This window comes from Collinsella sp. 1033st1_E11_1033SCRN_220408, from assembly GCF_039062465.1.
GTDB lineage: Bacteria > Actinomycetota > Coriobacteriia > Coriobacteriales > Atopobiaceae > Parolsenella.
On record NZ_JBCLNF010000012.1, the window covers coordinates 1 to 21,678 of the forward strand.

General features: G+C 63.1%; 18 protein-coding genes. 1 reads left to right on the forward strand and 17 read right to left on the reverse strand.

Annotated features, from left to right (window positions below):
• Nucleotides 1-159: 159 nt before the first annotated feature.
• The 3 genes from aspS to ABCN07_RS07265 all read right to left on the reverse strand — a co-directional run bounded on the left by aspS (nt 160) and on the right by ABCN07_RS07265 (nt 5,084).
• A complete protein-coding gene (gene aspS, locus ABCN07_RS07255) occupies nt 160-1,929 on the reverse strand; it encodes an aspartate--tRNA ligase (RefSeq protein ID WP_343006063.1) in 1,770 nt (589 codons plus the stop codon).
• A gap of 412 nt (nt 1,930-2,341) precedes the next feature.
• Nucleotides 2,342-3,649 (reverse strand): O-acetylhomoserine aminocarboxypropyltransferase/cysteine synthase family protein, encoded by a 1,308-nt coding sequence (locus ABCN07_RS07260; protein WP_293815051.1) that lies wholly within the window; start codon nt 3,647-3,649, stop codon nt 2,342-2,344.
• Nucleotides 3,650-3,857: 208 nt separating this feature from the next.
• Nucleotides 3,858-5,084 carry a glycoside hydrolase family 3 protein gene (locus ABCN07_RS07265; protein ID WP_343006048.1) on the reverse strand — a complete coding sequence of 409 codons (1,227 nt, stop codon included), beginning with the start codon at nt 5,082-5,084 and terminating at the stop codon, nt 3,858-3,860.
• Between the two features lie 151 nt (nt 5,085-5,235).
• Here ABCN07_RS07265 and ABCN07_RS07270 point away from each other — a divergent pair, with 151 nt between their 5' ends.
• Nucleotides 5,236-6,471 carry an amidohydrolase gene (locus tag ABCN07_RS07270; RefSeq protein WP_343006049.1) on the forward strand — a complete coding sequence of 412 codons (1,236 nt, stop codon included), beginning with the start codon at nt 5,236-5,238 and terminating at the stop codon, nt 6,469-6,471.
• Nucleotides 6,472-6,653: 182 nt separating this feature from the next.
• On the opposite strand, the gene ABCN07_RS07275 is transcribed toward ABCN07_RS07270, so the two are convergent.
• The 14 genes from ABCN07_RS07275 to ABCN07_RS07340 all read right to left on the reverse strand — a co-directional run bounded on the left by ABCN07_RS07275 (nt 6,654) and on the right by ABCN07_RS07340 (nt 21,665).
• Nucleotides 6,654-7,397 carry a glutamine amidotransferase gene (locus ABCN07_RS07275; protein WP_343006050.1) on the reverse strand — a complete coding sequence of 248 codons (744 nt, stop codon included), beginning with the start codon at nt 7,395-7,397 and terminating at the stop codon, nt 6,654-6,656.
• Nucleotides 7,394-8,773 carry a MurT ligase domain-containing protein gene (locus ABCN07_RS07280; RefSeq protein ID WP_343006051.1) on the reverse strand — a complete coding sequence of 460 codons (1,380 nt, stop codon included), beginning with the start codon at nt 8,771-8,773 and terminating at the stop codon, nt 7,394-7,396. The genes ABCN07_RS07275 and ABCN07_RS07280 overlap by 4 nt, the downstream gene beginning before the upstream one ends.
• 3 nt (nt 8,774-8,776) lie before the next feature.
• Nucleotides 8,777-9,328 carry an Asp23/Gls24 family envelope stress response protein gene (locus tag ABCN07_RS07285; protein ID WP_343006052.1) on the reverse strand — a complete coding sequence of 184 codons (552 nt, stop codon included), beginning with the start codon at nt 9,326-9,328 and terminating at the stop codon, nt 8,777-8,779.
• Between the two features lie 59 nt (nt 9,329-9,387).
• Nucleotides 9,388-9,828 carry a DUF2273 domain-containing protein gene (locus tag ABCN07_RS07290; protein WP_343006053.1) on the reverse strand — a complete coding sequence of 147 codons (441 nt, stop codon included), beginning with the start codon at nt 9,826-9,828 and terminating at the stop codon, nt 9,388-9,390.
• Between the two features lie 3 nt (nt 9,829-9,831).
• On the reverse strand, nt 9,832-10,491 hold the full coding sequence (locus tag ABCN07_RS07295; RefSeq protein WP_343006054.1) for a hypothetical protein: 660 nt from the start codon (nt 10,489-10,491) through the stop codon (nt 9,832-9,834).
• A gap of 120 nt (nt 10,492-10,611) precedes the next feature.
• Entirely contained in the window at nt 10,612-11,412 is an 801-nt protein-coding gene (locus ABCN07_RS07300) for a YebC/PmpR family DNA-binding transcriptional regulator (protein ID WP_293815065.1), read from the reverse strand.
• Nucleotides 11,413-11,606: 194 nt separating this feature from the next.
• Complete coding sequence (lgt, locus tag ABCN07_RS07305; protein ID WP_343006055.1) at nt 11,607-12,419, reverse strand: prolipoprotein diacylglyceryl transferase; 813 nt, start codon at nt 12,417-12,419, stop codon at nt 11,607-11,609.
• 209 nt (nt 12,420-12,628) lie between these two features.
• Nucleotides 12,629-13,186, reverse strand: a complete 558-nt coding sequence (dcd, locus tag ABCN07_RS07310; RefSeq protein ID WP_343006056.1) for a dCTP deaminase — start codon at nt 13,184-13,186, stop codon at nt 12,629-12,631.
• The gene (locus ABCN07_RS07315) at nt 13,187-13,423 is read right to left on the reverse strand and encodes a NifU family protein (RefSeq protein WP_317285499.1); all 237 of its coding nucleotides are present in this window, start codon (nt 13,421-13,423) and stop codon (nt 13,187-13,189) included.
• A gap of 83 nt (nt 13,424-13,506) precedes the next feature.
• A complete protein-coding gene (locus tag ABCN07_RS07320; protein WP_320678709.1) occupies nt 13,507-13,797 on the reverse strand; it encodes a NifU family protein in 291 nt (96 codons plus the stop codon).
• Between the two features lie 66 nt (nt 13,798-13,863).
• Nucleotides 13,864-16,404 (reverse strand): DUF3656 domain-containing protein, encoded by a 2,541-nt coding sequence (locus ABCN07_RS07325; RefSeq protein ID WP_343006057.1) that lies wholly within the window; start codon nt 16,402-16,404, stop codon nt 13,864-13,866.
• A gap of 604 nt (nt 16,405-17,008) precedes the next feature.
• On the reverse strand, nt 17,009-17,746 hold the full coding sequence (locus ABCN07_RS07330; protein ID WP_343006058.1) for a hypothetical protein: 738 nt from the start codon (nt 17,744-17,746) through the stop codon (nt 17,009-17,011).
• Nucleotides 17,747-18,531: 785 nt separating this feature from the next.
• On the reverse strand, nt 18,532-19,749 hold the full coding sequence (gene tyrS / locus ABCN07_RS07335; RefSeq protein WP_293815078.1) for a tyrosine--tRNA ligase: 1,218 nt from the start codon (nt 19,747-19,749) through the stop codon (nt 18,532-18,534).
• 140 nt (nt 19,750-19,889) lie between these two features.
• The gene (locus ABCN07_RS07340; RefSeq protein ID WP_343006059.1) at nt 19,890-21,665 is read right to left on the reverse strand and encodes a hypothetical protein; all 1,776 of its coding nucleotides are present in this window, start codon (nt 21,663-21,665) and stop codon (nt 19,890-19,892) included.
• Nucleotides 21,666-21,678 lie beyond the last annotated feature (13 nt).

The following is a 21,678-nucleotide window of genomic DNA, read 5'->3' on the forward strand; positions in this document are numbered from 1 at the left end:
CCCCGACGTCGTACAGAACGTTTCCAGCCATAAAAAGCCTCCCATTTCTTGTGTCCAAGAAATGGGAGGCAGTTCACTTGGTGACGGGGCCCTTCGCATGTTCGAGTTGTCATCCCGAGGTAGCTATGAAGCTCGGCGACGACTGAGGCCGCCGGCGGACTACATCAGGCGGAGGCCAACTTCCTTGAGCTGCTTGGAAGAAACCTCGCTGGGAGCGTCGCTCATGAGGTCAGAGCCACTCGAGGTCTTCGGGAACGCCATAACCTCGCGAATCGAATCGGAGCCGGTAAGCAGCATGCACACACGGTCGAGGCCAAGGGCAAAGCCGCCCATGGGAGGCGCACCAAACTCGAGGGCGTCCATGACGAAGCCGAACTGCTCGCGGGCGCGCTCCTCCGTAAAGCCGAGGAGCTCGAGCATCTGAAGCTGCATCTCCGCGTCGTGGATACGCATGCCGCCGCCACCGGCCTCATAGCCGTCCATGACGAAGTCATACGTGAAGCTGCCAGCCGCCAGCGGGTCAGCCTTAATCTTCTCGACGTCAGACTCAGTCGGGAGGGTGAAGGGCTGGTGCTCCGCCGCGTAGGCCTTGCGCTCCTCGTCCCAGTGGAACAGCGGGAAGTTGACGACCCAGAGGAAGTCATGGCCCTCGCGCTTGATGTTGAGGGCATCAGCCATGTGGCAGCGCATGCCTCCGAGGATCTCGCAGGAAGCAAGACGCGGGCCGGCGGCGAACATCACAAGATCGCCGGGCTCGACATCAGCGCGCTCGCGAAGGGCAGCCATCTCCTCATCGGAGAAGAACTTGACGATGGGGCTGTTGATGGAGCCGTCCTCGCGGAAGGCGATCCAAGCAAGGCCCTTGGCACCAAAGGTCTTTGCCACGTCCTCGAGCTTGTCGATCTGGGCGCGCGGCCAGGTGCCAGCACCCTTGGCGTTGATGCACTTGACGACGGAGCCCTCGGTGTTCGCAGCGGAGGAGAAGACCTTGAACTTGGACTCGGTAAAGATATCCGTGACATCGACGAGGTGCATGCCATAGCGAGTGTCCGGCTTGTCGATGCCGTAGGTATCCATGGCATCCCAGTAGTCCATGCGACGCAGCGGCGTGGGCATGTCGACGCCCATCTTGGCGAAGGCGTCGTGGAGGACGTCCTCAAGAGCGCTCATGACGTCGTCCTGGTCGACGAAGCTCATCTCGATGTCGACCTGAGTGAACTCAGGCTGGCGGTCGGCGCGGAGGTCCTCGTCACGGAAGCACTTGGCGACCTGATAGTAGCGCTCGACACCACCAACCATAAGCAGCTGCTTGAGGAGCTGCGGGGACTGCGGCAGAGCGTAGAGGCGACCCGGCTGGATGCGGCAGGGCACCAGGAAGTCGCGCGCGCCCTCGGGCGTGGACTTGAAGAGGCTCGGCGTCTCGACCTCCATGAAGGCGCGGTTGTGAAGCGCCTCGCGGATGGCGAAGGTGAAATCGGAGCGCAGCTTGAGGTTGGCCATCATCTCGGGCCTGCGGATGTCGAGGTAGCGGTAGCGCAGGCGCGTGTCCTCGGCGGTGTCAATGCCATCCTCGATCTGGAACGGCGGCGTCTTGGAGCGGTTGAGAATCTCGATGGTGTCGACGCGAACCTCGATCTCGCCGGTGGGGAGCTTGGGGTTGATGGTCTCCTCGTCACGGCCGCGAACGACACCGTGGACGCAGATGGGCCACTCGGGGCGGATGGTCTCGGCAGCGTGGAAGGCGGTGCCGCCGGAGTGCTCGGGGTCGAAGGTGCACTGGGTCATGCCAGAGCGATCGCGGAGGTCAACGAAGATGAGGCCACCGTGATCGCGGCGACGCCACACCCAACCCGTGAGCGTAACCTCACGGCCGATGTCCTCGCGACGAAGCTCGCCGGCGGTGTGGGTGTGCATGGAGTGCTCGTGCATGGCGCCCGTCTCGGCGGCGAAGGCGCTAGCGGCCTGCTCCTCGACGGCGGGGGTGGTGCTGGTGTCGTGCATATGATTCCTCTCGTCTGGGCCATCCCGTGTCGGTACGGACGGCCTGCCATCAGACGGCGAGCGCCGCGTAGACAGCGTGGTAACTCGCGCAAGAAGACATGATACCGCAGCTTCGACACCCACAAGTTGCCGGCGTGTTACTCAGGACGCCCGGATTGGGGTGCCAAACCTTGGGGAGTCGGCGCCCAAACCAAATAGCTTCCGCGCGCGGCAAAAAACGCCCCGCCTTCCGCACGCGCAGCAAAAAACGCCCCGCCTTCCGCACGCTCGGCAAAAAACGCCCCGCCGCGGTTGTTCGCGACGGGGCGCATCGGAGCAATGTGGCCGAGCCGCTAGCGCGCTAGCACTTGGCGAGGGCCTGATCCAGGTCGGCAATCAGGTCAGCCGTGTCCTCGAGGCCGCAGGAGAGACGCACCATATCGGCGGAGATGCCACAGGCGAGGAGCTCCTCGTCATTCATCTGGCGGTGCGTGGCGTTCGCCGGATGCAGGCAGCAGGTGCGGGCATCGGCGACGTGCGTGGCGATCTGGCACATCTCGAGGCTTTTCATAAAGGTCTCCGCCGCGGCGCGGCCGCCGTTGAAGCCAAAGCTCACGACGCCGCACGTGCCATTGGGCATGTACTTCTGAGCGAGGTCATAGTACTTGTCGCCCTCGAGGCCAGGGTAGCTCACGAAGCGCACCTTGGGATGGTTCGCGAGGTACTTGGCCACGGCCATGCCGTTCTCGCAGTGGCGCGGCATGCGAACGTGCAGGCTCTCGAGCGAGCTGTTGAGGAAGAAGGCCGCCTGCGGGTTCTGCATGGGGCCAAGGTCGCGCATGAGCTGCGCGGTCGCCTTGGTGATGAAGGCCCCGCCCATACCAAACTTCTCCGCGTACGTGACGCCGTGATAGCTCTCGTCCGGCGTGGTGAGGCCCGGGAACTTGTCAGCGTGCGCCATCCAGTCAAACTGGCCGTGGTCGACGATGACGCCGCCGAGATATGCCGCGTGGCCATCCATGTACTTGGTGGTGGAGTGGGTCACGATGTCGGCGCCCCACTCGAACGGGCGGCACATGACCGGCGTCGGGAAGGTGTTGTCGACGATCAGGGGCACGCCGTGCGCGTGCGCCGCGGCGGCGAAGCGCTCGATGTCGAGTACGGCGAGCGCCGGGTTGGCGATGGTCTCGCCGAAGACGAGCTTGGTGTTGGGCCGGAAGGCAGCCTCAAGCTCCTCATCCGTGCAGTCAGGCGCCACAAAGGTGCAAGTGAGGCCCATGCGACCCATGGTGTGGGCGAGAAGGTTGTAGGTGCCGCCGTAGATGGCGGAGCTCGCCACCACGTGATCGCCCGCAGCAGCCAGGTTGAAGATGGCGAGGAAGTTTGCCGCCATACCGGAGCTCGTCAGCATGGCCGCAGTACCGCCCTCGAGCTCGGCGATCTTCGCCGCGACGAGATCGCAGGTGGGGTTCTGGAGACGGCTGTAGAAGTAGCCGGACTCTTCGAGGTCGAAGAGCTTGCCCATGTGCTCGGACGTGTCGTACTTCCAGGTGGTGGACTGCCAGATCGGCACCTGGCGCGGCTCGGCGTCGCCGGGGCGATAGCCACCCTGCACGCACACGGTCCCGACGGTCTTGGCGGCACTGTTATTGGTGGGCTGCTCGCTCATATGTAACTCCCTCGGTTTGGCGCTGTTTGCATGCCCCTGAGAATAGGCGTGCGAATGCCCAGGTACAACCTAGTATTTTGGTGGGATTTGTACCTAGGCGCCCAGCCCCGTCTTGGCTTCCAGCGCAGGTGCAGCTAGGGCGCGGCCCTCCCCCGGCGCGCGCAGGTACGGCTGGAGCGTGGCCCTGCCCCAGCGCGCGCGAACACGGTTAGAGCAAGGCTTTGGTCCCCAGCACGCGCAGACATGACTCGTCAATGCGCTCCCGAGAAAGAATGCCACTCGCGACTGCATCGAGAACACCCTGGTAAGCAGCATCGAGGTCCTCCGGCATGAGAATCATGTCTCCCCCAGCCTCGAGGAACCTGACGGCCGCCTCCGCCGACGAAAAGCGCTCGGTCACAGCCCCCATCTGGAATGAGTCCGAGATGATGATGCCGTTAAATCCCAGCTCACGGCGCAAGGTCTCCCCTATCATCACGCGAGAGAGGGATGCGGGAAGATCGTCCGCTGCGACGTTGGGCGTCTTGATATGACCCACCATGACGAGGGGCACGCCGGCGGCGACGGCACGGCGAAACGGCTCGAACTCGCACGAATCAAGATCTTCGCGAGTACGCGTCGACACCGCCCCTCCCGTGTGAGAATCGGCGTTCGTGTCGCCGTGGCCGGGAAAGTGCTTGACGCAAGGAAGGACGCCGGTCGCAAGCATCGCGGTTGTCTCGGCGGCAACCATGTCTGCGACCAAGTGCGGGTCCGTGCCGAAGGAACGCGACCCGATAACCGTGTTCTCGGGGTTGGTAAGCACGTCCGCAACCGGCGCGAAATCGACGTTAAAGCCAATTTCATGCAGGTAGGAACCTATGTCCGTGCCCACTCGCTCAGCCTGGGTCACGTCTCCCGTGGCTCCGATGGTTGCCATATGGGGGAAGGTCGCGACGTCGAAGCCTGGTGAGTTCGCGACGCGGGACACAAGCGGCCCGCCTTCCTCGTCCACACCGAGAAACACAGGGATACCAGCGGCCGCTTCCGTCGAGAAACGTCCCACGTTCGCAAGCATCTCGCGAAGCTGTCCCGGCGTCTCGATGTTTTGCGAGAAGCATATGACGCCGCCCACGGGCAGGGTGGCGAGGGCGGCCTCCATAGCCCCGCCAGCTTCGGTCACGCAATCCGTGCCCGTAAGCTGCTCGGGCGTCACGAAGAAGAGCTGTGCCACCTTCTGCTCGAGCGTCATGATTCCGAGGATTCGCTCCGCGACTGAAGAATCCGACATCGCGGGCGCCGTTGTTGCGGGCACCGGTGCCACGGACGCCACCGTGCCCGGCGTCGCGACACCCTCAGGGTCTTGGCCAAGTCCGCAGCTAGAAAGTGCGACCGACGCCCCCGCAAGGCCGAGCACACCGAGAATCTCCCTACGCGTAAGCTCGTTCTTCGCCATTTCCCCTCTCACATCCCCTCTCGCTCGCATCCGAGCCACCGCAGAAGCGTCCCCATTATCATCGCGTTCCATCTTGACGCATGCGGAGCTCCGCAAGCGCGAGCGTGTTACCCTCGATTGGTGATTAGACCTGAGCGACGGGGAGATGCACATGGCACAAGGGGCGGATATCGAGCGCGAGAAACGCGCCGCAAGCATGATCATCGCGAGGCGGGTGGAGACGAGCGACTATGTCATCGACCGTCGTCGCTGGTACCACGCCCATCCCGAAATTGCCTATCACGAAGTTGCCACCACCGAGCAGATCTGCGCAGACCTCGAAGCCCTCGGTATCCCCTACGAGCGCCCAACGGCAACCGGCGTCGTGGCGACCATCCGCGGCACCGCCCAGAGCGCCTATGACGCAGCCGGATCGGCGCGCCGACGCATCATGCTCCGCGCCGATATCGACGGCCTCCCCGTGGCGGAGAGGACCGGCGAGCCCTTCTCGTCAGAAAACGACGGATTCATGCACGCCTGTGGCCACGACTGCCACATTGCGATGCTCCTGGGCGCCGCTCGCCTCCTCGCCGGCATGACCGACGAGCTCGAAGGCGAAGTTCGTCTCGTCTTCCAACCGGCCGAGGAGGGCGGCGACGGCTCCAAGACCATGATTTCAGCCGGAGTCCTCGAAGGTGTCGATGGCGTCTTTGGCATGCACATCTGGAGCGATGTTCCCGCAGGCAAAGTCTCCGTAGAAGCCGGTCCACGCATGGCAGCGACTGACTGGTGGCGCATCGACGTCACCGGCCGTAGCGCCCACGGCGCCATGCCCAACCAGGGCGCCGACGCGGTGCTCGCCGGAGCCGCCATCGTGGAGAGCCTGCAGGCGATTGTAAGCCGCAACATGAGCCCCTTCGAGCCCGCCGTGGTGACGGTGGGCCAGTTCCACGGCGGCACGGCACGCAATGTCATGGCCGGCAGCTCTTGGATGGAGGGAACCGTCCGCACTTTCCACGAGGATGCCCACGAGCTGATTCCCAGCCTCATGGAACGCATGGCAAACGACGTCGCCGCGGCGTTTGGCTGCACGGCAAAGCTCACGTACGAGAACGCCCACTCCACCGTCGTGAATGAGGCCGCCGCGAGCGAACGTGCCATGCGCGCGGCCAGCGAGGTGCTTGGCGAAGACGCGCTCGTTCGCTACCAGGGCTCCATGCCCGGCGAGGATTTCTCCGAGTACCTAAAGAGGGTTCCGGGCGCATTCGCGTTTCTCGGCAGCGGCACGGCAGATCCCAACGGCAAGGTCTGGCCACAGCACAGCTGCTTCTATGACCCCGACGAGTCCGTCCTCGTGCGTGGCTCCATGCTCGCCGCCCAGTATGCGGTCGACTTCCTCGCGGAGTAAGGCAAGCCTGGACGACGCAGGCGCAACGAACCTGAGCTCGCGCAAGCCTGGACGACGTAGGCGAAACGAGCCCGAGCTTGCGCAAGGTCACGCACGCACACAGGCCCAACATCAAACGAAGCGCCGCATGTCAGCGAGACATGCGGCGCTTCGACGTTTTCCACGGCTCGCACGAGCCTGCGCTATTCCTTCTCCTCGCCGGAGATGAGGCGCTGGTACATCGTCTCGTTCGCAGCGAGCTCCGCAGTATCATCGAGCGGCTCGAGGGAGCCGTCGCCGTACTTGCGCTCGAGTGCACGTGAGATGAGGTAATCCGCCACGCCGGGGTTCTTGGGCAGCAGCGGGCCATGGATGTAGGTGCCCACGACGTTCTTGTAGAGGCACCCCTCGTACCCAGTCTTTCCGTCGTTGCCATGACCATGGATCACGCGGCCAAGAGGCTCTACACCGGCACCCAGATGCGTGCGTCCGCCGTGATTCTCGTACCCGACGATGGGACGGTCCACGATGCGACTCTCGATGGCGATGTTGCCGATGAGGCGCGGCGCGCCGCGATCCGTGTAGAGGTCGACGAGCGACAGGCCCTCGACTTCCTCGTCGCCCATGAGGTAGGAATGGCCAAGAAGCTGGTAGCCGCCGCAGACGGCACCAAGGGCGCCGCCGTCTTCGACAAAGGAGACGAGCTCCTCGCGCTCCGCCAGAAGATGCTCGCAGACGATCCTCTGCTCACGGTCCGAGCCGCCGCCGATGAATGCGATATCCACGTCCGAGAAGCTCGGGCGGTCGTCGATGTGGACCTCCTCCACCTCGCAGCGAATGCCACGCCACTCGAGGCGCTTGCGCAACACAAGGATATTGCCGCCGTCGCCGTAGAGGTTCAGGAGCTCAGGATAGAGATGCGCGATACGCAGGGACTTTTCGCTCACAGTCGCTCCCCCATCTGCTCGAGTTCCGCCTTCGCGGGCCACAGGGCCGAGTAGTTCGTCAAGACATACAGGGGGCGATCCAGCGGCAGGTCTGCCACGGCATCGAGCGCCTCGCGCACGGTCAGCGCGATAGGAGCCGAGATCCCCGCATACTTCAGGCGAACGCGAACGTCATCCGCACGGTGGCCGCCAGCAACAACGGTGAGGTCATCGGGCTCGACGACGCCGCCACACTCGCGGGGGCTCCCCACAGCGAGACGCTCGAAGTCGACGTCCCAGATCCAGGAGATGTCCTTACCATCGTTGGGGTTGTCGTTGATGACGAAGAAGGCCGCCTTCTTGCGGTCATCCGCTAGCATGAGCGAAATGTTCTGGTTGAAACCCGTGGGGTTCTTCGCCAGGTTGAGAATCACATCGCGCCCGTCGACGCGGAAATGTTGGAGGCGACCGTTCTCCGGATGATATGCGTCAAGAGCGGCCTGGAACTGCTCGGGCGTGGTACCGGCAAGAGTCGCGCCCACAAAGGCGGCGAGCAGGTTATAGACCATGTATACGCCACCGAAGCTCGCACTCACACGCACGGGCTTATCAAGACCCACACCACTCACGTCGAAGGAGACGCCCTCGCGACCGACCTTGACGCCAGTGACGCGCCAGTCAAGCTCGGGACGGCAGAAGTCTCCCTTGGGGCAACGGAAGGCGCCCAGCTGGGCGTAGGCGCGGTAGTCATAGGCGAGCTCCGTGCCGCAAACCTGGCAGAAGCGCGCCTCGGGCACGCGGTCCGCCGGCAGGTGGAGGTCCTCGCCGATGCCAAACGCCAGCACCTTGGTGCCAGCCTCACGCGCGCGACGCGCGACGCCCATGACGAGGGGGTCGTCACCGCAGGCCACGAGCGTGGTCTCAGGCGAAGCAGAGAGCGCGGAGACGATGACGTCCTGGACGCGCTCGATCTCGCCGGCGCGGTCGAGCTGATCGCGGAAGAGGTTCAGGAGTACGAGGTAGCGTGGGCGGAGCTCGGGCAGGATGTTGATCGTGGAGAGCTCATCCGCCTCCATGATGGCCCAGTCGGCAGAGCGGCCGGAAAGGAGGGCCGCCGCGACGCCAGGAGCCATGTTGGCGCCAACGCGGTTGCACAGAACGCGAGCGCCACTTGCCTCGACAGCACTCGCGAGCACGTTGTTCGTGGTCGTCTTGCCGTTGGTTCCACACACGACGATGGCACCCTGCGTGAGCTTTTTGGCGGAGTGTGAGATTGAAGCAGGATCGATGGCGAGCGCGATGCGGCCAGGCAGCTGCGAGGCGGAACGGCCCGCCATGTGCAGTGCGCCGGCGCAGGCGCGGCCGAGGCCCTGCGCGAGAGAGGCTCTGAGACCCACGGCCTACTCCGCCTCTTCCTCGTCGTGGCTACCGCCCTGCATGTTCTCGTACTCCTCGGGAGTGAGAACGTCCTCGATGCGCAGGTTGACGCCTCCAACCTCAAGGCCCGTCATCCCGACGACCTGCTTGACGACGACCTTCTTGACGTCCTCGAAGACCTGCGGGGCGAACGCACCATATTCGATGAGCACGGAGATGTTCACGCGAACAGAGCTGTCCGGCATGACCTCGACGGAGACGCCCTTCGTGGGGTCCGCCGCGCCAAAGGTCTCCTGGACGCGGTTGATGAAGCCGCCCTTCATGCCAAGGACGCCCGGGACGTCACGCACGGCAATGGCGACGATCTTCTCGATGACACCGTTGGAGAAGGTGAGCGAGTCTTCGGAATCAAGGTCCTCATCGGCATCGGAGAAGGTGAGGTCACCCTCCTCGGAGGTGGCGAGCGACGCAGTGGCGGCCTCCTCGGCGGGAGTCTCGGCCGTCTCCTCGACGGTTTCCTCGGTAACCGGGGCCTCGACCTCAGGCTCCTGCGCGATGGTGGGCTTCGTGCTCATGTTGGCTCCTATCCACCGGGATTTCCCGGCAATCACGGGCGTGACCCTTAGCGGGCGCCCTAGCGCTTCTTCATCAGGTTCTGGATAAAGCGAACGATTTTGGGGTCGCCGTCAAGGTACTGGCCGCAGGCGATGCCGACAACCACGAGGATGGCGATGACCAGGGTCTTCAGGACGCCAATCGTAAAGAGGAGAAGCGCCACGACAAGACCGGTTACGCCGCCAAGAACCGCATTGCGACTATTGGGGAACGTCTCGTCAAGCCAGTGCGAGACACGCGCAAGGACTCCAGGCTGCGCCGCGGGCTCGGGGTCACTCGCAGGCTGCGCCGCGGGCTCGGTGCCACTCGCAGACTCCGCCGCATCGCCCGAAGTCTGCGCGGCAGAGGTCTGGGCACCAGCAGCATTGGCTGCAGACGAACCGTTGGTTGGCGCCTTACCTGACGAGGCGGAAGCAGGCGCATCCGCTGGCTCGATGCGACAAGTGAGCTTCTCGGACATGTCTTACGCCTCCTTCTCGACGCTCATGGGAATCGTGATGTCACCCGTGGACTCTGTGGGTGCAACCGCAGACACGGCCTCAGCGGACTGGCGCTCGGAAGCACCCTCACCCTCGTCATCCTCCTCAACGGGAACAACGAGGGATGTACCACGCTGCGGCTCGAGGAACTCAACGTTGATATCCCCCAGGCATTCGCCGCACATGGCGGAGAGCCCGGTCACGAGCGCCTCGTGGAGCACCGGCGCCTCGCTCGTGATATCGACGGACTCATACGGCATCACGTGTACGTCAACGGTGACGACGCCGTACCTTGAGGCGCGGACCTCCACATCCTTGGCAATGCCCAGACCAAGGGCCTCCACGATGTGGCCCGCCTGCGAGGCAACGGCGTTGCGAGTCACCGTGATGGCGCCGCCTTCGATATTCATGACGGAGATGGCGGCCTTGGGGCGGCGCGAGAAGATCGAGCGCAGCAGGTTGAAGACGAGCCACGCCGCCGTCATGCCAAGACAGACCTCAAGCGCCACATAGGCCGCGTCATACGACAGAAACGCGGAGATTTCCGCCTCGCCAATGCCAAACGCAGGCAGGGCGAGCATGGCGAGGGCAAAGAGCCCCGCCAGCGAGAACAGGAAGAGAACGATGCGCTTGAAGCCACCCATGAGCACCCTTTCTAACAAAAAGCGCCCCGGCCTCCCGACCAGGGCGCGTCTTGCTCTAGAATACCCCGAACCTCTGACACGATACATACTGGGCGGGGATTAGAACCGCTTGGGCGAGGTCTACTCGTCCTCCTCCAGGGCGGCGGCGATCTCGTCGGTCACGTCCATGGTGTGGTAGACGTTCTGGACGTCCTCGAGCTCCTCGAGGCGGTCGACGAGGCGCTGAACCTTCTTGGCGTCAGCGACGGTGACGGTCGTCGGGGTGGTGGGGACCATGGTCAGCTCGGAGCCCTTGACCTCGATGCCCTGGGCCTCGAGCGCCTTCTGGACATCCTGCATCTTGTCATAGGCGGTCCAGACGACCCACTCCTCGCCGGCGTCCTCGTAATCGTCTCCGCCAGCCTCGGCGACGGCCATCATGAACTCGTCCTCGTCGACGGCGTTCTCCTTGTCGGCGACCTTCTTGTCATCGGACTTGATGATCTTGTCGACAGCGATGGAGCCCTTGCGCTCGAACTGGAAGGCAACGGAGCCGGTGGTGCCCAGGGAGCCGCCGGAGTGCGTGAAGGCGGAGCGGACGTCAGCAGCGGTGCGGTTCTTGTTGTCAGTCAGGCAGTCAACGTAGACGGCAACGCCAGCGGGGCCATAGCCCTCGTAGGTGACCTCAGAGTAGACCGCGGCGTCAGCGCCAGCGCCAAAGGCCTTGTCGATGGCGGCCTTGATGCGGTCCTTCGGCATGGAGGACATGCGGGCCTTAGCCACGGCAGCAGCCAGGGAGGCGTTGTTCTCCGGGAGCGGGTCGCCGCCGAGCTTGGCCGCAACGGTGATGTTGCGGGAGAGCTTCGAGAACAGCGCGGAGCGCTTGGCGTCCTGCGCGCCCTTACGATGCTTGGTGGTTGCCCACTTAGAGTGTCCGGACATTCACGTCTCCTTCTTGTACACAGCGCCGGTCCCTCTGGCCAGCGCCCATACTGCAAGCTAGCGTGCGCACGGTCTAAGGCACATGCGCACAACTAGTGAACTTTATCACTTTTGCAGTGTCGCATACGTCATCTGCGGACATATCTTTGATCGGCTTGATTACGTCACAAAATCGAGCGCGAATGCGGACGCCCCTACCCCACGTGCCCAATCTGCGGGCGCTTGGCACGCGCCGCCCACGCAAGCACGACGATGCCCAGCAACACGAGCGGCAGGCTCAGTAGCTGACCCATCGTGATGGGCCCAAGCAGGTAGCCAAGCTGCGCGTCAGGCACGCGGACAAACTCGATAAGGAAGCGGAAAACGCCGTAGAGCACGAGGAACGTCCCCATGAAGGTACCCTGCGGGCGAGCGGGCCTGCGTCGGCTCATCATCCACAGCACGCAGAAGATGACGAGGCCCTCGAGAATGGCCTCGTACAGCTGACTGGGATGGCGCGCGACGTTGCCGCCCGTCTCGAAGACTACGCCCCATGGGAGATCCGTGGGCTTGCCCCAAAGCTCGCCATTCACGAAGTTGGCGCAACGACCGAAGAACAGTCCCAGGGGCGCGCCGATAACGCCGAGGTCGCAGACTGTCGGGACGGAGAGATGGCAGGAGCGGCACATGAGCGAGCCACCAACGATGGCGCCCACGAGGCCGCCGTGGAAGCTCATGCCGCCCTCGTTCAGGGCGAAGATCTTCAGCGGGTTGGCGAAGTAGTAGCCATCACCGTAGAAGAGCACGTAGAACAGGCGGGCGCCGATGATGATGCCCCACGCCATCGCAACGATGATATTCGCGACCTCGTCCCCGGTAATATCCAGGCCCCAGCGACGCGAGACACGGTAGATCACGACGCCCGTTAGGACAAAGCCCGCAAGGTAGGCAAGCGCGTACCAGTAAATGTGGAGGGGTCCAATCGAAATCGCAACGGGATTGAGACTGTGGTAAAGCTCGTTGAGCATGTAACTCCTCGAAACGTTATTTGAGCGCCGGGCCGACAGGGCGCATGCGGATGCGGATGCGGTGCACGCAGACGCGGCGCACGCGGATGCGGCGCACAAGGCGCCATTAGGAACGCGCCTCAGCGCGGGGCGATACGGCCGTCTCTAGCGCGTGAACATATGAAGGCGGCCCAGGGCTCGATCCCCTGACGGCACACCAGAGGCCGTCTTTAGCGCGTGAGCGTATGGGCGGCAGCAGCGCCGCGCTGGCCCTGGTAGTGGCTCCCGAGACTGGCAGAGCCATACGGACGCTCGGCCGGGCTCGACATGCGCTCGAAAGACATCTGCCCGATACGCATGCCCGGATGAAGCACGATGGGCAGCGTGGCGACGTTGGAGAGCTCAAGCGTGATCTCTCCATCCCAGCCCGGATCGACATAGCCAGCGGTTGAGTGAATCATGAGGCCGAGGCGGCCCAGCGTCGATTTGCCCTCGAGTTTGCCGAGGATGTCATCGGGCACGGCGATGCGCTCGAGCGTCGTGCCAAGCACAAACTGCCCAGGATGCAGCACGAACTGCCCGCCCTCGGGGACCACAACCTCCTCGGTGAGGTCCGGCTGGGGCAGCGTCGGGTCGATGTAGGCGTGCGTGGAGTTGCGGAAGACCCTGAAGCTCGAGCCAAGACGCACGTCTACCGAAGCCGGCTGGACATCCTCCATGTCGAGCGGCTCGATGACGATGCGGCCGGCGGTCATCTCGGCCTTGATGTCGCGGTCTGAGAGGACCACCTACATCACCGCCCTCACACCGGTGACGCCGGGAACGTTGTCCTTGAGCACGCGCTCGATACCTTGAGAGATTGTGACCTCGGAGAGCGAGCAGCCCGCACAGGCACCCGTCATCTCGATGGTGACGACGCCGGTCTCGTCATCGACGCCAACGAGGGCGCAGTCGCCGCCGTCCGCCTGAAGACTCGGACGCACTGCATCGAGCACGACCTCCAGAAGGTCCTTGTCAATCGCCATGTCTCCTCCTTGCCGTTCGCGCGAGGCGAGCAGACGCGAGCGCGGCCCGGTTGAGCCGCGGGCACGCGCCGCCCGATCAAGCGCTAGTACATTACGGGGCGTACCGCGGTGACGCCGGGGACGTGCTCCTTGATGATGGTGTCGATGCCCTCGGAGATGTCCGTCGAAGCGAACATGCAGGCGGCGCAGGCACCCGTCATTTCGATGGTGACGACGCCGGTCTCGTCATCGACGCCGATAAGCTCGATGTCGCCGCCATCCGCCTGGAAGCTCGGTCGAATCGCGTCAAGGACGTCCTCGAGCAGACGGTGGTCGATCTTGGCCGTCTTGTCCTTCTCCGACGCGCTTTCCGTGGTGTTCTCGTTATCAGCCATGTCTATCCTCTCCCCCGCAAGGCGGGCGTGTTCTCAAATCATTCTTGGATGCTACCCGACTCGCGCCTATCCGATGCCCCAGAACAGATGCCCACTTGAGGCGTGGCGCTCGCGCGAGGCGGGCTTGCGACCCTCTCGAACGGCGGCGAGCGCGTTGACGAGGCGCTCAACGGCAGCCCTGGTCTCCGCCTCATTGAGAAGCGTCGCGTCGACCGCGAAGCGCGTCACGCCCGCCTCGATGAGCTCGCCTACCTGCGGTGTCAGGTCGAGGGGCACCGCGTCATAGATGCGCGAACGGCCGTTGAGATCCGTTCTGACGGGCAGGAGACGGCCATCTCGATCGCGAAGCGAGATCATGCGCCGGCGTAGCGCACACCTCGCGCAATCGTGGATGCAACGATTCGCCGCCTTAAGAACGCAATGCTCGCTCGTCATTACGCGCGGGCGGCCCGAGACGATGATGCCCACGGGCACGTTGGCACGCGGGGCGAGAGTCTGGATCTCCGCGAGCGTGAGCTCGGGCGAAAGCCAGATGCCAGCCGCACCGGCACGCTCGAGCTTATCGAGGGCAAAGGCGTTGTGAATGGGGATGCAACCACGGATCTCCGCCTTCGCGCCGCGGCTCGCAGCAAGCGCGAGCTCGGAGACGTTACCCACGGCAACGGAAGCGCCGGCCGTTACCCACGGGTCAATGCGAGCATGCTCTGGATCGCGGCAGACCTCGTCGAGGATAGGGACGCTGCCGGCAGGCCAGACGGGCGCAGGGCTTCCAAGCTCGCCAAGCTTGTCGGACGCAACGTACACGCGCGTAGCGCCGGCTGCAGTGGCAACACGAGCCACCTCGGGCGACGGCGCAATGACGCAGGCCTCCGGAGCTGGCGTCGCGACAGCGCAGGCGGCATCTTCCGCACCGGAGGTGGCGGCAGGCATGGTGGCAACGGCAGCCATCGCGGAGACGGGTGCGAGCTTGCGGGCACGGTCGGCATACGGCGCGAGAATGGCTTCCTCCAGCGCCTCGCAAGCAGCAGCGCGGACCTTGTGCACGACGGAGAAGCCCATGCCGCAGCCCTCGTCAAGTTCGACCTCGACCGAACGCGGTTCGAAGGCCGAGGCACCCATGCGCCCGACATGCTCGGCCAGGTCCTCGCTCGTCAGCGCCTTCGTGCGCGCGGCCTCGACAACCGGGCCCAAAGCCACAGCCTGCGGAAGTGAGCCACCGGGCAGCACGGGACCATTGGCGCAGGTGAGCTCAACGGAAAGGGGCTCTCCTAGCCGCGCGACAACACGCACGTCGACCGCGCGCTTGCGAGCGACCTCGCGAGAAAGGTCCGCCGAGCTGCCATCGTGCGCCGCCTTGCTACGGATGACCCTGACCGGGCAGCCCACCGGCATCGGGCGCGCCACTCGGCACTCGACCGTGCCGCCCGCGGGAACATCGCTTGGAACGGTCGTCGTGAGAAAGGCATCGGGGTCTTTATCCGGACGAAGCTCAAGCAGGTCTCCGGCGCCAACGGGCTCGTCGACGCGGACCACGACGGTGCAGCGGGCGCTCTTCTTGTCCTGACGCGGGTCTCGATGGAGGTTGCCCCTTCCGTCCCTACGCTGAAGCTGGCCACCCGAGCTCGAGAGGACCTCGCCAACGAGCTGACCGCGGTTGTTCGAGCGTTCGTAGCTCATCATCTCGTCATCAGCGGAACCGCGCAGGTAGGCATCGGTGAAATCGCGGTTGAAAGCGCGCTTGAGACGACGAGCGACATGGGCAGGGACGGGCGTGCCGCCAAGCTCGGCCGACACAGGTGCCCCCGCCAGCACGGAATCGATTTGTTCGCGATAGGCCCCGATAACGCTCCAGACGTAATCAGGCGCCTTCATACGGCCCTCGACCTTTAGCGAACCGACGCCAGCCTTCATAAGCGCAGCGACATCGCCAGCGGTGCAGGCATCCTTCGGGCAGAGGGGACGCGTGCGCCCCGGAGCGGCAATGTCATTTCCAGCCTCATCGACAAGGCGATAGAGTAGCCTGCAGGGCTGGGCGCACAGACCGCGATTGGCGCTGCGACCTCCGGCCATGCTCGACATGAGGCACACGCCGGAGTAGCAGAAGCAAAGGGCTCCGTGGCCGAATACCTCCAGCTCGACGCCCTCCTCCGCGATGTGAGAAATCTCGGCAAGAGAGAGCTCGCGGGACAAGGTCACACGATGCGCGCCCTGCTCGCGAGCCCAGGCAACGCCGCGCGCATCATGGACGTTTGCCTGCGTGGACACATGCAGCTCAAGCTCGGGCCAGGTCTTGTGGATCTGGTCGAATAGGCCCCAGTCCTGAATGATGAAGGCATCAGCGCCACGCACGGATGCCTCGCGCACGAGGGCGAGAGCGCGCGGCATCTCCTCATCGCGAACGACGACGTTGATGGTCACGTAAACGCGCGTGCCCGCAAGATGCGCCTCGCGGCACGCAGCCTCAAAAGCATCGAAATCAAAGTTGTGAGCGTTGCGGCGAGCATTGAAATCATTGCCGACGCCGCAGTAGATCGCATCAGCACCGGCAGCCAGCGCCGCACGGAACGGCTCCGGGCCACCCGCCGGAGCCAATAGCTCCATCGTCATCGAATCCCCAATCGCACGCGGCGCGAGCCGCCTTTCGTTTCCAACTTTTTAGAATAACAGTCGTCTCACAAATCGACAGTCCGGTAACGCTAACGTCTTCACACAGATGGACCCAACCGAAGCTATCCGTTCGTCACAATCCCCAGCTACGACAATCAAGGATTCCAAAGAGAGGGGCCCTCCCCCTACGGAAGCCGCCTGTCAGGAAAGGGCGCTCCCCTACGGGAGCCACCTGTCAGGAATAACCCCTAGCACCAAAATGCAACATGCGCTTCATGATTTGCGTAGTATTTCACCGCGAGCAGCTATCCCTTAATAGTAATTCTTCAAATGATGGTCAAAAACCATCGCGCGGCGGACACTCAACGGTCATTTAAGCCCCTGTTTATATCAATCTTGGCCTCTACAACACGTTATTGCGATTTAACGGACGCCTCTTAGGCGTTCTTAACGCCCTATAGGACGCCTTTCCTTGATTTCGGTCAAATAAATGCACCCACATCGCTGTCAAACTGTCCGCCGCGCGGATGTTTTTGGCCACCGCGAGCAAAATTACTATTAAAGGACTATTTGAGAGCAGATATACCGTTGTATCCCGCTTGGATTACGACTCGAATCTGTGCAAACCTGGAACCAGACGGGAGCGTAAAGCGCGCTGGCGAGCACGGAATTTTTCGGAGCGTTTTCTCAGCCGTCGATCTATAGCTCTATATGTATTAGCTTCAAGCTCGGAAAACAGGTAGGGGTCAGTAAGGTCCTCGTGCCAAACGTTAATGACCGTCCATCCAGCCCCCGCCAAAGCATTTTGTCTTCGATCGTCGCGCCCTGCTTGTTCAGGAAGATGATACAGGCGTCCCTTGTATTCATATGCAATCTTGAGTTCCGGGAAACCGATGTCAACAAATCTATCTCCGGAAGAAGTCTGAACGCACATGTTCATCCGTGCTCCTTCAAGCCCAAAACCACCCAAACGCCGAGGAAACGTAAGCAAAGCAACCAGAACAGATTCCATGGGAGAATGACTGCCGTCAACGATAAGATCCAACGCCTCTCTTGCTTTTCTACTTCCCGCCACGCTGCCCTGATATCCCAAGACGCGACCAATTTGCGCCGAAGAAGTCATTGGCGTATCCGTATTGATGAACCCCTTCCAGGCGTTTTCATCCTGCTCAAGAAGATAGGTACCGCAGAGCTCAAGCCCAAGCATCGCAAGATCTACGACGTCAAATTCGGCAGAAGCCGCAAGGTCACAAAACAAAAGTTCAGGAGATTCAACGAGAAGGTCTCCCGACAGTCTGATCAGGCTTTTCAGAGGCAGTTCTTTGCTTCGCTCATGCCTCACGGCCCATTGACATTTCCGCGAGCAATCAGATTTCACCATCAGATGGCAAGGGCGACTAACACCTCCCAGCCGAGACATAACATCCTCAAGCTCAAGCCGGCTAGGGATAACGCACTCTTTAAGCGACGACGTGCGGGCACAATCCAGGAGCTCTGGGGCGAGTTTGCCTCGCGAGCGAAGGAGTTCGAGTGCCGATATGTCGCAGATGCAGATAGCCATGGCACAACGCTATCAGGCTCGCACCCGTCCGCGAAGATCGAGGCCAAGAAAGTCCCGCGCACTCAAACCGAAGCCCGACATGAATCCAACACGTTATCGCAAAAACGAGCCAAAGTGCATCAAACAATGACGCTACAAAAGCTTTACCTGCGACGATACTGGCAATCCGTTCCGAGAAGGACGAAACAATCTGCAGGGAATTACTTATTGTCATAGAAAGCCCACGACCCGCTCGCGAACGCGAACGGGTCGTGGGCCTTACGTCACATGAAACAAAGCAGATAGATGCTCGCCATCGAACGCACCAGGAGTAAAGCGAAGTTGAGCTCAGCCCGTAGACGCAGTTGGAAGAACAAACCCGCAGGCGTGCTAGGCGAGTCCGCCCGCTGGCACGTTAGGCGAGTCCGCCCGCTGGCACGTTAGGCGAGTCCGCCCGCTGGCACGTTAGGCGAACCCGCTCGCAGGCATGTTAGGCAGCCTGGCCGCGAGCGCGTCGGGCAGCCTGGTCGAAGGCGCGTCAGACGAACCTGGCCGCAGGCACGTCAGGCGACCTGGTCGCGGGCGCGTTAGACGAGCCTGGCCCAGCGCCTCTTGCCGGACTGGACAACAGCACCCGCCACGAACGGCGTGGGGTCGACGTTGTAGCACTTCGGCGCGAGAGCCTCGCCATTCACCTTGACGCCACCGCCGTCAACGAGACGACGAGCCTCGCCGGCGCTGCTGGCAATCCCCAGGTCAACGAGAAGCTTGCCGAGGTAGACCAGGCCCTCATCGTTCACCTCGACGACAGAGGCGGGGAACTCCGGCACGTTCTCGGGAACCTCACCCTTCTTGAACTGGGCGTCGAAAGCCTCGAGCGCCTTCTGGCCAGCACCCGCGCCGTGGTAGAGGTCGACGATGTTAACGCCAAGCTCGCGCTTGAGCTTGTAGGGATCGGCGGAGCCGTCGGCGAACGCGGCGTCGATGGCCTCGATCTCCTCGATGGTCTTGGTCGAGCAGAGGCGATAGTACATCGGGACGATCTCGTCGGCGATGGACATGACCTTACCAAACATATCGGCAGGCTCGTCGGTAAGGCCAATGTAGTTCTTGTAGCTCTTGGACATCTTCTTCACGCCATCGGTGCCCACGAGCAGCGGCATCGTGAGGGCGACCTGCGGCTCCATACCCTCGGCGCGCATGAGGTCGCGGCCGGCGAGCAGGTTGAAGATCTGGTCGTTGCCGCCCATCTCGACGTCGGCCTTGACCACGACGGAATCATAGGCCTGGAGCACGGGATAGATGAACTCGTGCAGGGCAATGGAGAGGCCGTTGGTGTAGCGGTTGTGGAAGTCCTCGCGCTCGAGAATGCGAGCGACGTTGAACTTGCTCATGAGGCCAAGCATCTCGCCAAGGTTGAGCGGCTTGATCCAGTCACCGTTGTGGACGATGGTCGTCTTCTCGGGGTCGAGGACCTTCATGGCCTGCGCAACGTAGGTCTCGGCGTTGGCCTCGACCTGCTCTTCCGTGAGGGGCGGGCGGGTGGAGTCGCGACCGGACGGGTCGCCAATGAGAGCGGTGCCGTTGCCGATGATCAGGGTGACGTTGTGGCCCAGGTCCTGGAACTGGCGCATCTTGCGCAGGGGCACAGCGTGACCCAGGTGGAGGTCCGGGCTCGTGGGATCGACGCCCAGCTTGATGTTCAGGGGCTTTCCACGACGTAGCTTCTCGCGGAGCTCCTCCTCGGGGACGATCTGGGAGACGCCAGAAGTGATGACCTTCATCTGCTCGTCAACTGAAAGCACTGTTCCTCCAAAATACGTGCTAGCACCCTCACCCGGTTGGGCGGTGCTCATGATTGTGTGGCGCCGCACAAGCGCGGCTCGCCCGCATAAACGGGACGGTTGCTAAGTGTAGCGAAAAGCGGCGGTCGGCGAGCTGTCGCTTATGCGGTAGGCATCCCCGTGGCAGAGCTAAAGTTCCACACCGAGATCATCTTGCTCGAGATGGCGCCGGCGCCGAGGTCAGAGACCTTGGTGGCAATCACCGAGGGGTCGACGTGCTCTTGCAGATAGACCTCATAGAGCTTCGCCGTCGACTCGGTCGCGACAAGCGTCATGTCGCGGCGCGTGGCGAGTTGCATGAGGGGCGCGGCATCCGTGAGGCCCCAACGCTCGAGGCAGGCGTCCCACGGTGCGGTCTCACTCTCCCATCCTCCCACAAGCAGAATGTTTTCCGGGCACTGCCACCTCGCGGATGCGAAGGCGTCGGTCCCGCTGAACCAAGCGCTCTGGGTGTGGCCGAATACCACGAGCTCATCCGGGTTGCTCTCGACGTACTCGCTCGCCGCAGCCGCGAAGGGAAGCGAAAGCCTCGACTGAAGCGGGCGCACCGTCGTCACCCAGAACATGCCGAGGCCCGCCGCGCAGACGACGCACGTAATCGCTGCCACCACGCGGGCACGGGCGCCCGGGGCAGGAACCGCATCAGCACTGTGGCGGCCCTTACGCTCGGTGGGACCCTGGCAGCAGACAAGAAGGGCGAATAGCGTGACGATCGCCACGGGAATAACGATATGAAGCCTCGGACGGCCACGCATGACGATGAGCAGATAGCTCAGGAGCGCCATCGCGACCACGCCAAACGAAAGGACGCGAACGGACTTCTCCAGACCCTTCATCCGCGAAAGGGCAGCCGCAACAGCGAGCAGAAGAGCCGACAACGCGATTAGCAGATACGTGACCTTCGCCTTGAACGACGCGATGAGATGCGCGAGCCCGTAGGTGGACTCAGCCTTGGAGATGCGCTCGAACAGGTCCGTCGAGAAGACCTCGTGGTCGACGAAGTCCCAGTCGTACATCATGGCGACATCATTGTCGCTGAGCTCCGGCGCCTGCTCGCGGACCCTCGAGACGTCCATTCGCTGCGTGTCGAGCACCTTGCGGCCGGCGTCGAGATAGGAGGGGAAATCCTCCCAACCAGGAGTCACGCGGTAAGCGGCCTGGCCAGCCCCATAGGAAATCGCAATCACGGCAACAACCGCCACAGCGCGGAGCAACGTACCCGCGCGACGACTACGAGCGAGCGCCCAGACGAGGAAGGGAGCGAACAGGACGAGGGCTGCGACTCCGGACTCGGGGCGCAGAGAGAAACCGAGCGCCACGAGCACGTAGCCTGCGATGTCAGCCAGGCTCGGGCGGCCGGCGTCGCCAAAGATCGCGCGCGGCATGATGAGCATAAGGCCGGCGGCAAGCGCAATGAACGCAACGATGGTGTACGTGAAGTACCACACGCAAACGATCTCGCATGAGAGCAGCACAGCGCCAAGGCACACAAGCCGTGCGCGAGAGAGGCCCAGGGAGAAGAGCTGACTCCAGGCTATCCAGAACGACACGACCAGCATCGCGAGCAGCATGAGCGCGTACCACGGAACCTGCGGCGCAAGTTGGTAGAGCGCCGAGAGCGGCGCGCTCACGAAGACGAGCGTATAGGGCATGAGCGAGCTCGCGGCGGCCTGGAACTGGCCACGCGCGAAGAGTTCCTGCACGAAGTCATCCGGAGGGGTGGCATAGACCGGCGCGTGCAAAAGGCAGAGCGCCACCGCAGGTAGAAGCGCCAGCAAGAAGGGCACGACCATGCGGAAGGCGCCACCTTGCGGAACGCGCGGGGCGACGGCTCGCGAATCGCAACTGGCAGGTTCGGGCTTTGGCTCTATCGGCATCGAGCGTCTCCAA

Excerpts from the sequence above, each read along its gene's own strand:
- ABCN07_RS07300 (WP_293815065.1), bottom strand. The coding sequence starts at position 11,412 with ATGTCCGGACACTCTAAGTGGGCAACCACCAAGCATCGTAAGGGCGCG.
- ABCN07_RS07340 (WP_343006059.1), bottom strand. The coding sequence starts at position 21,665 with ATGCCGATAGAGCCAAAGCCCGAACCTGCCAGTTGCGATTCGCGAGCC.
- aspS (WP_343006063.1), bottom strand. The coding sequence starts at position 1,929 with ATGCACGAGCACTCCATGCACACCCACACCGCCGGCGAGCTTCGTCGC.
- ABCN07_RS07285 (WP_343006052.1), bottom strand. The coding sequence starts at position 9,328 with ATGAGCACGAAGCCCACCATCGCGCAGGAGCCTGAGGTCGAGGCCCCG.
- ABCN07_RS07320 (WP_320678709.1), bottom strand. The coding sequence starts at position 13,797 with ATGGCTGATAACGAGAACACCACGGAAAGCGCGTCGGAGAAGGACAAG.
- ABCN07_RS07315 (WP_317285499.1), bottom strand. The coding sequence starts at position 13,423 with ATGGCGATTGACAAGGACCTTCTGGAGGTCGTGCTCGATGCAGTGCGT.
- ABCN07_RS07325 (WP_343006057.1), bottom strand. The coding sequence starts at position 16,404 with ATGACGATGGAGCTATTGGCTCCGGCGGGTGGCCCGGAGCCGTTCCGT.
- lgt (WP_343006055.1), bottom strand. The coding sequence starts at position 12,419 with ATGCTCAACGAGCTTTACCACAGTCTCAATCCCGTTGCGATTTCGATT.
- ABCN07_RS07290 (WP_343006053.1), bottom strand. The coding sequence starts at position 9,828 with ATGTCCGAGAAGCTCACTTGTCGCATCGAGCCAGCGGATGCGCCTGCT.
- ABCN07_RS07260 (WP_293815051.1), bottom strand. The coding sequence starts at position 3,649 with ATGAGCGAGCAGCCCACCAATAACAGTGCCGCCAAGACCGTCGGGACC.
- ABCN07_RS07270 (WP_343006049.1), top strand. The coding sequence starts at position 5,236 with ATGGCACAAGGGGCGGATATCGAGCGCGAGAAACGCGCCGCAAGCATG.
- ABCN07_RS07265 (WP_343006048.1), bottom strand. The coding sequence starts at position 5,084 with ATGGCGAAGAACGAGCTTACGCGTAGGGAGATTCTCGGTGTGCTCGGC.
- ABCN07_RS07295 (WP_343006054.1), bottom strand. The coding sequence starts at position 10,491 with ATGGGTGGCTTCAAGCGCATCGTTCTCTTCCTGTTCTCGCTGGCGGGG.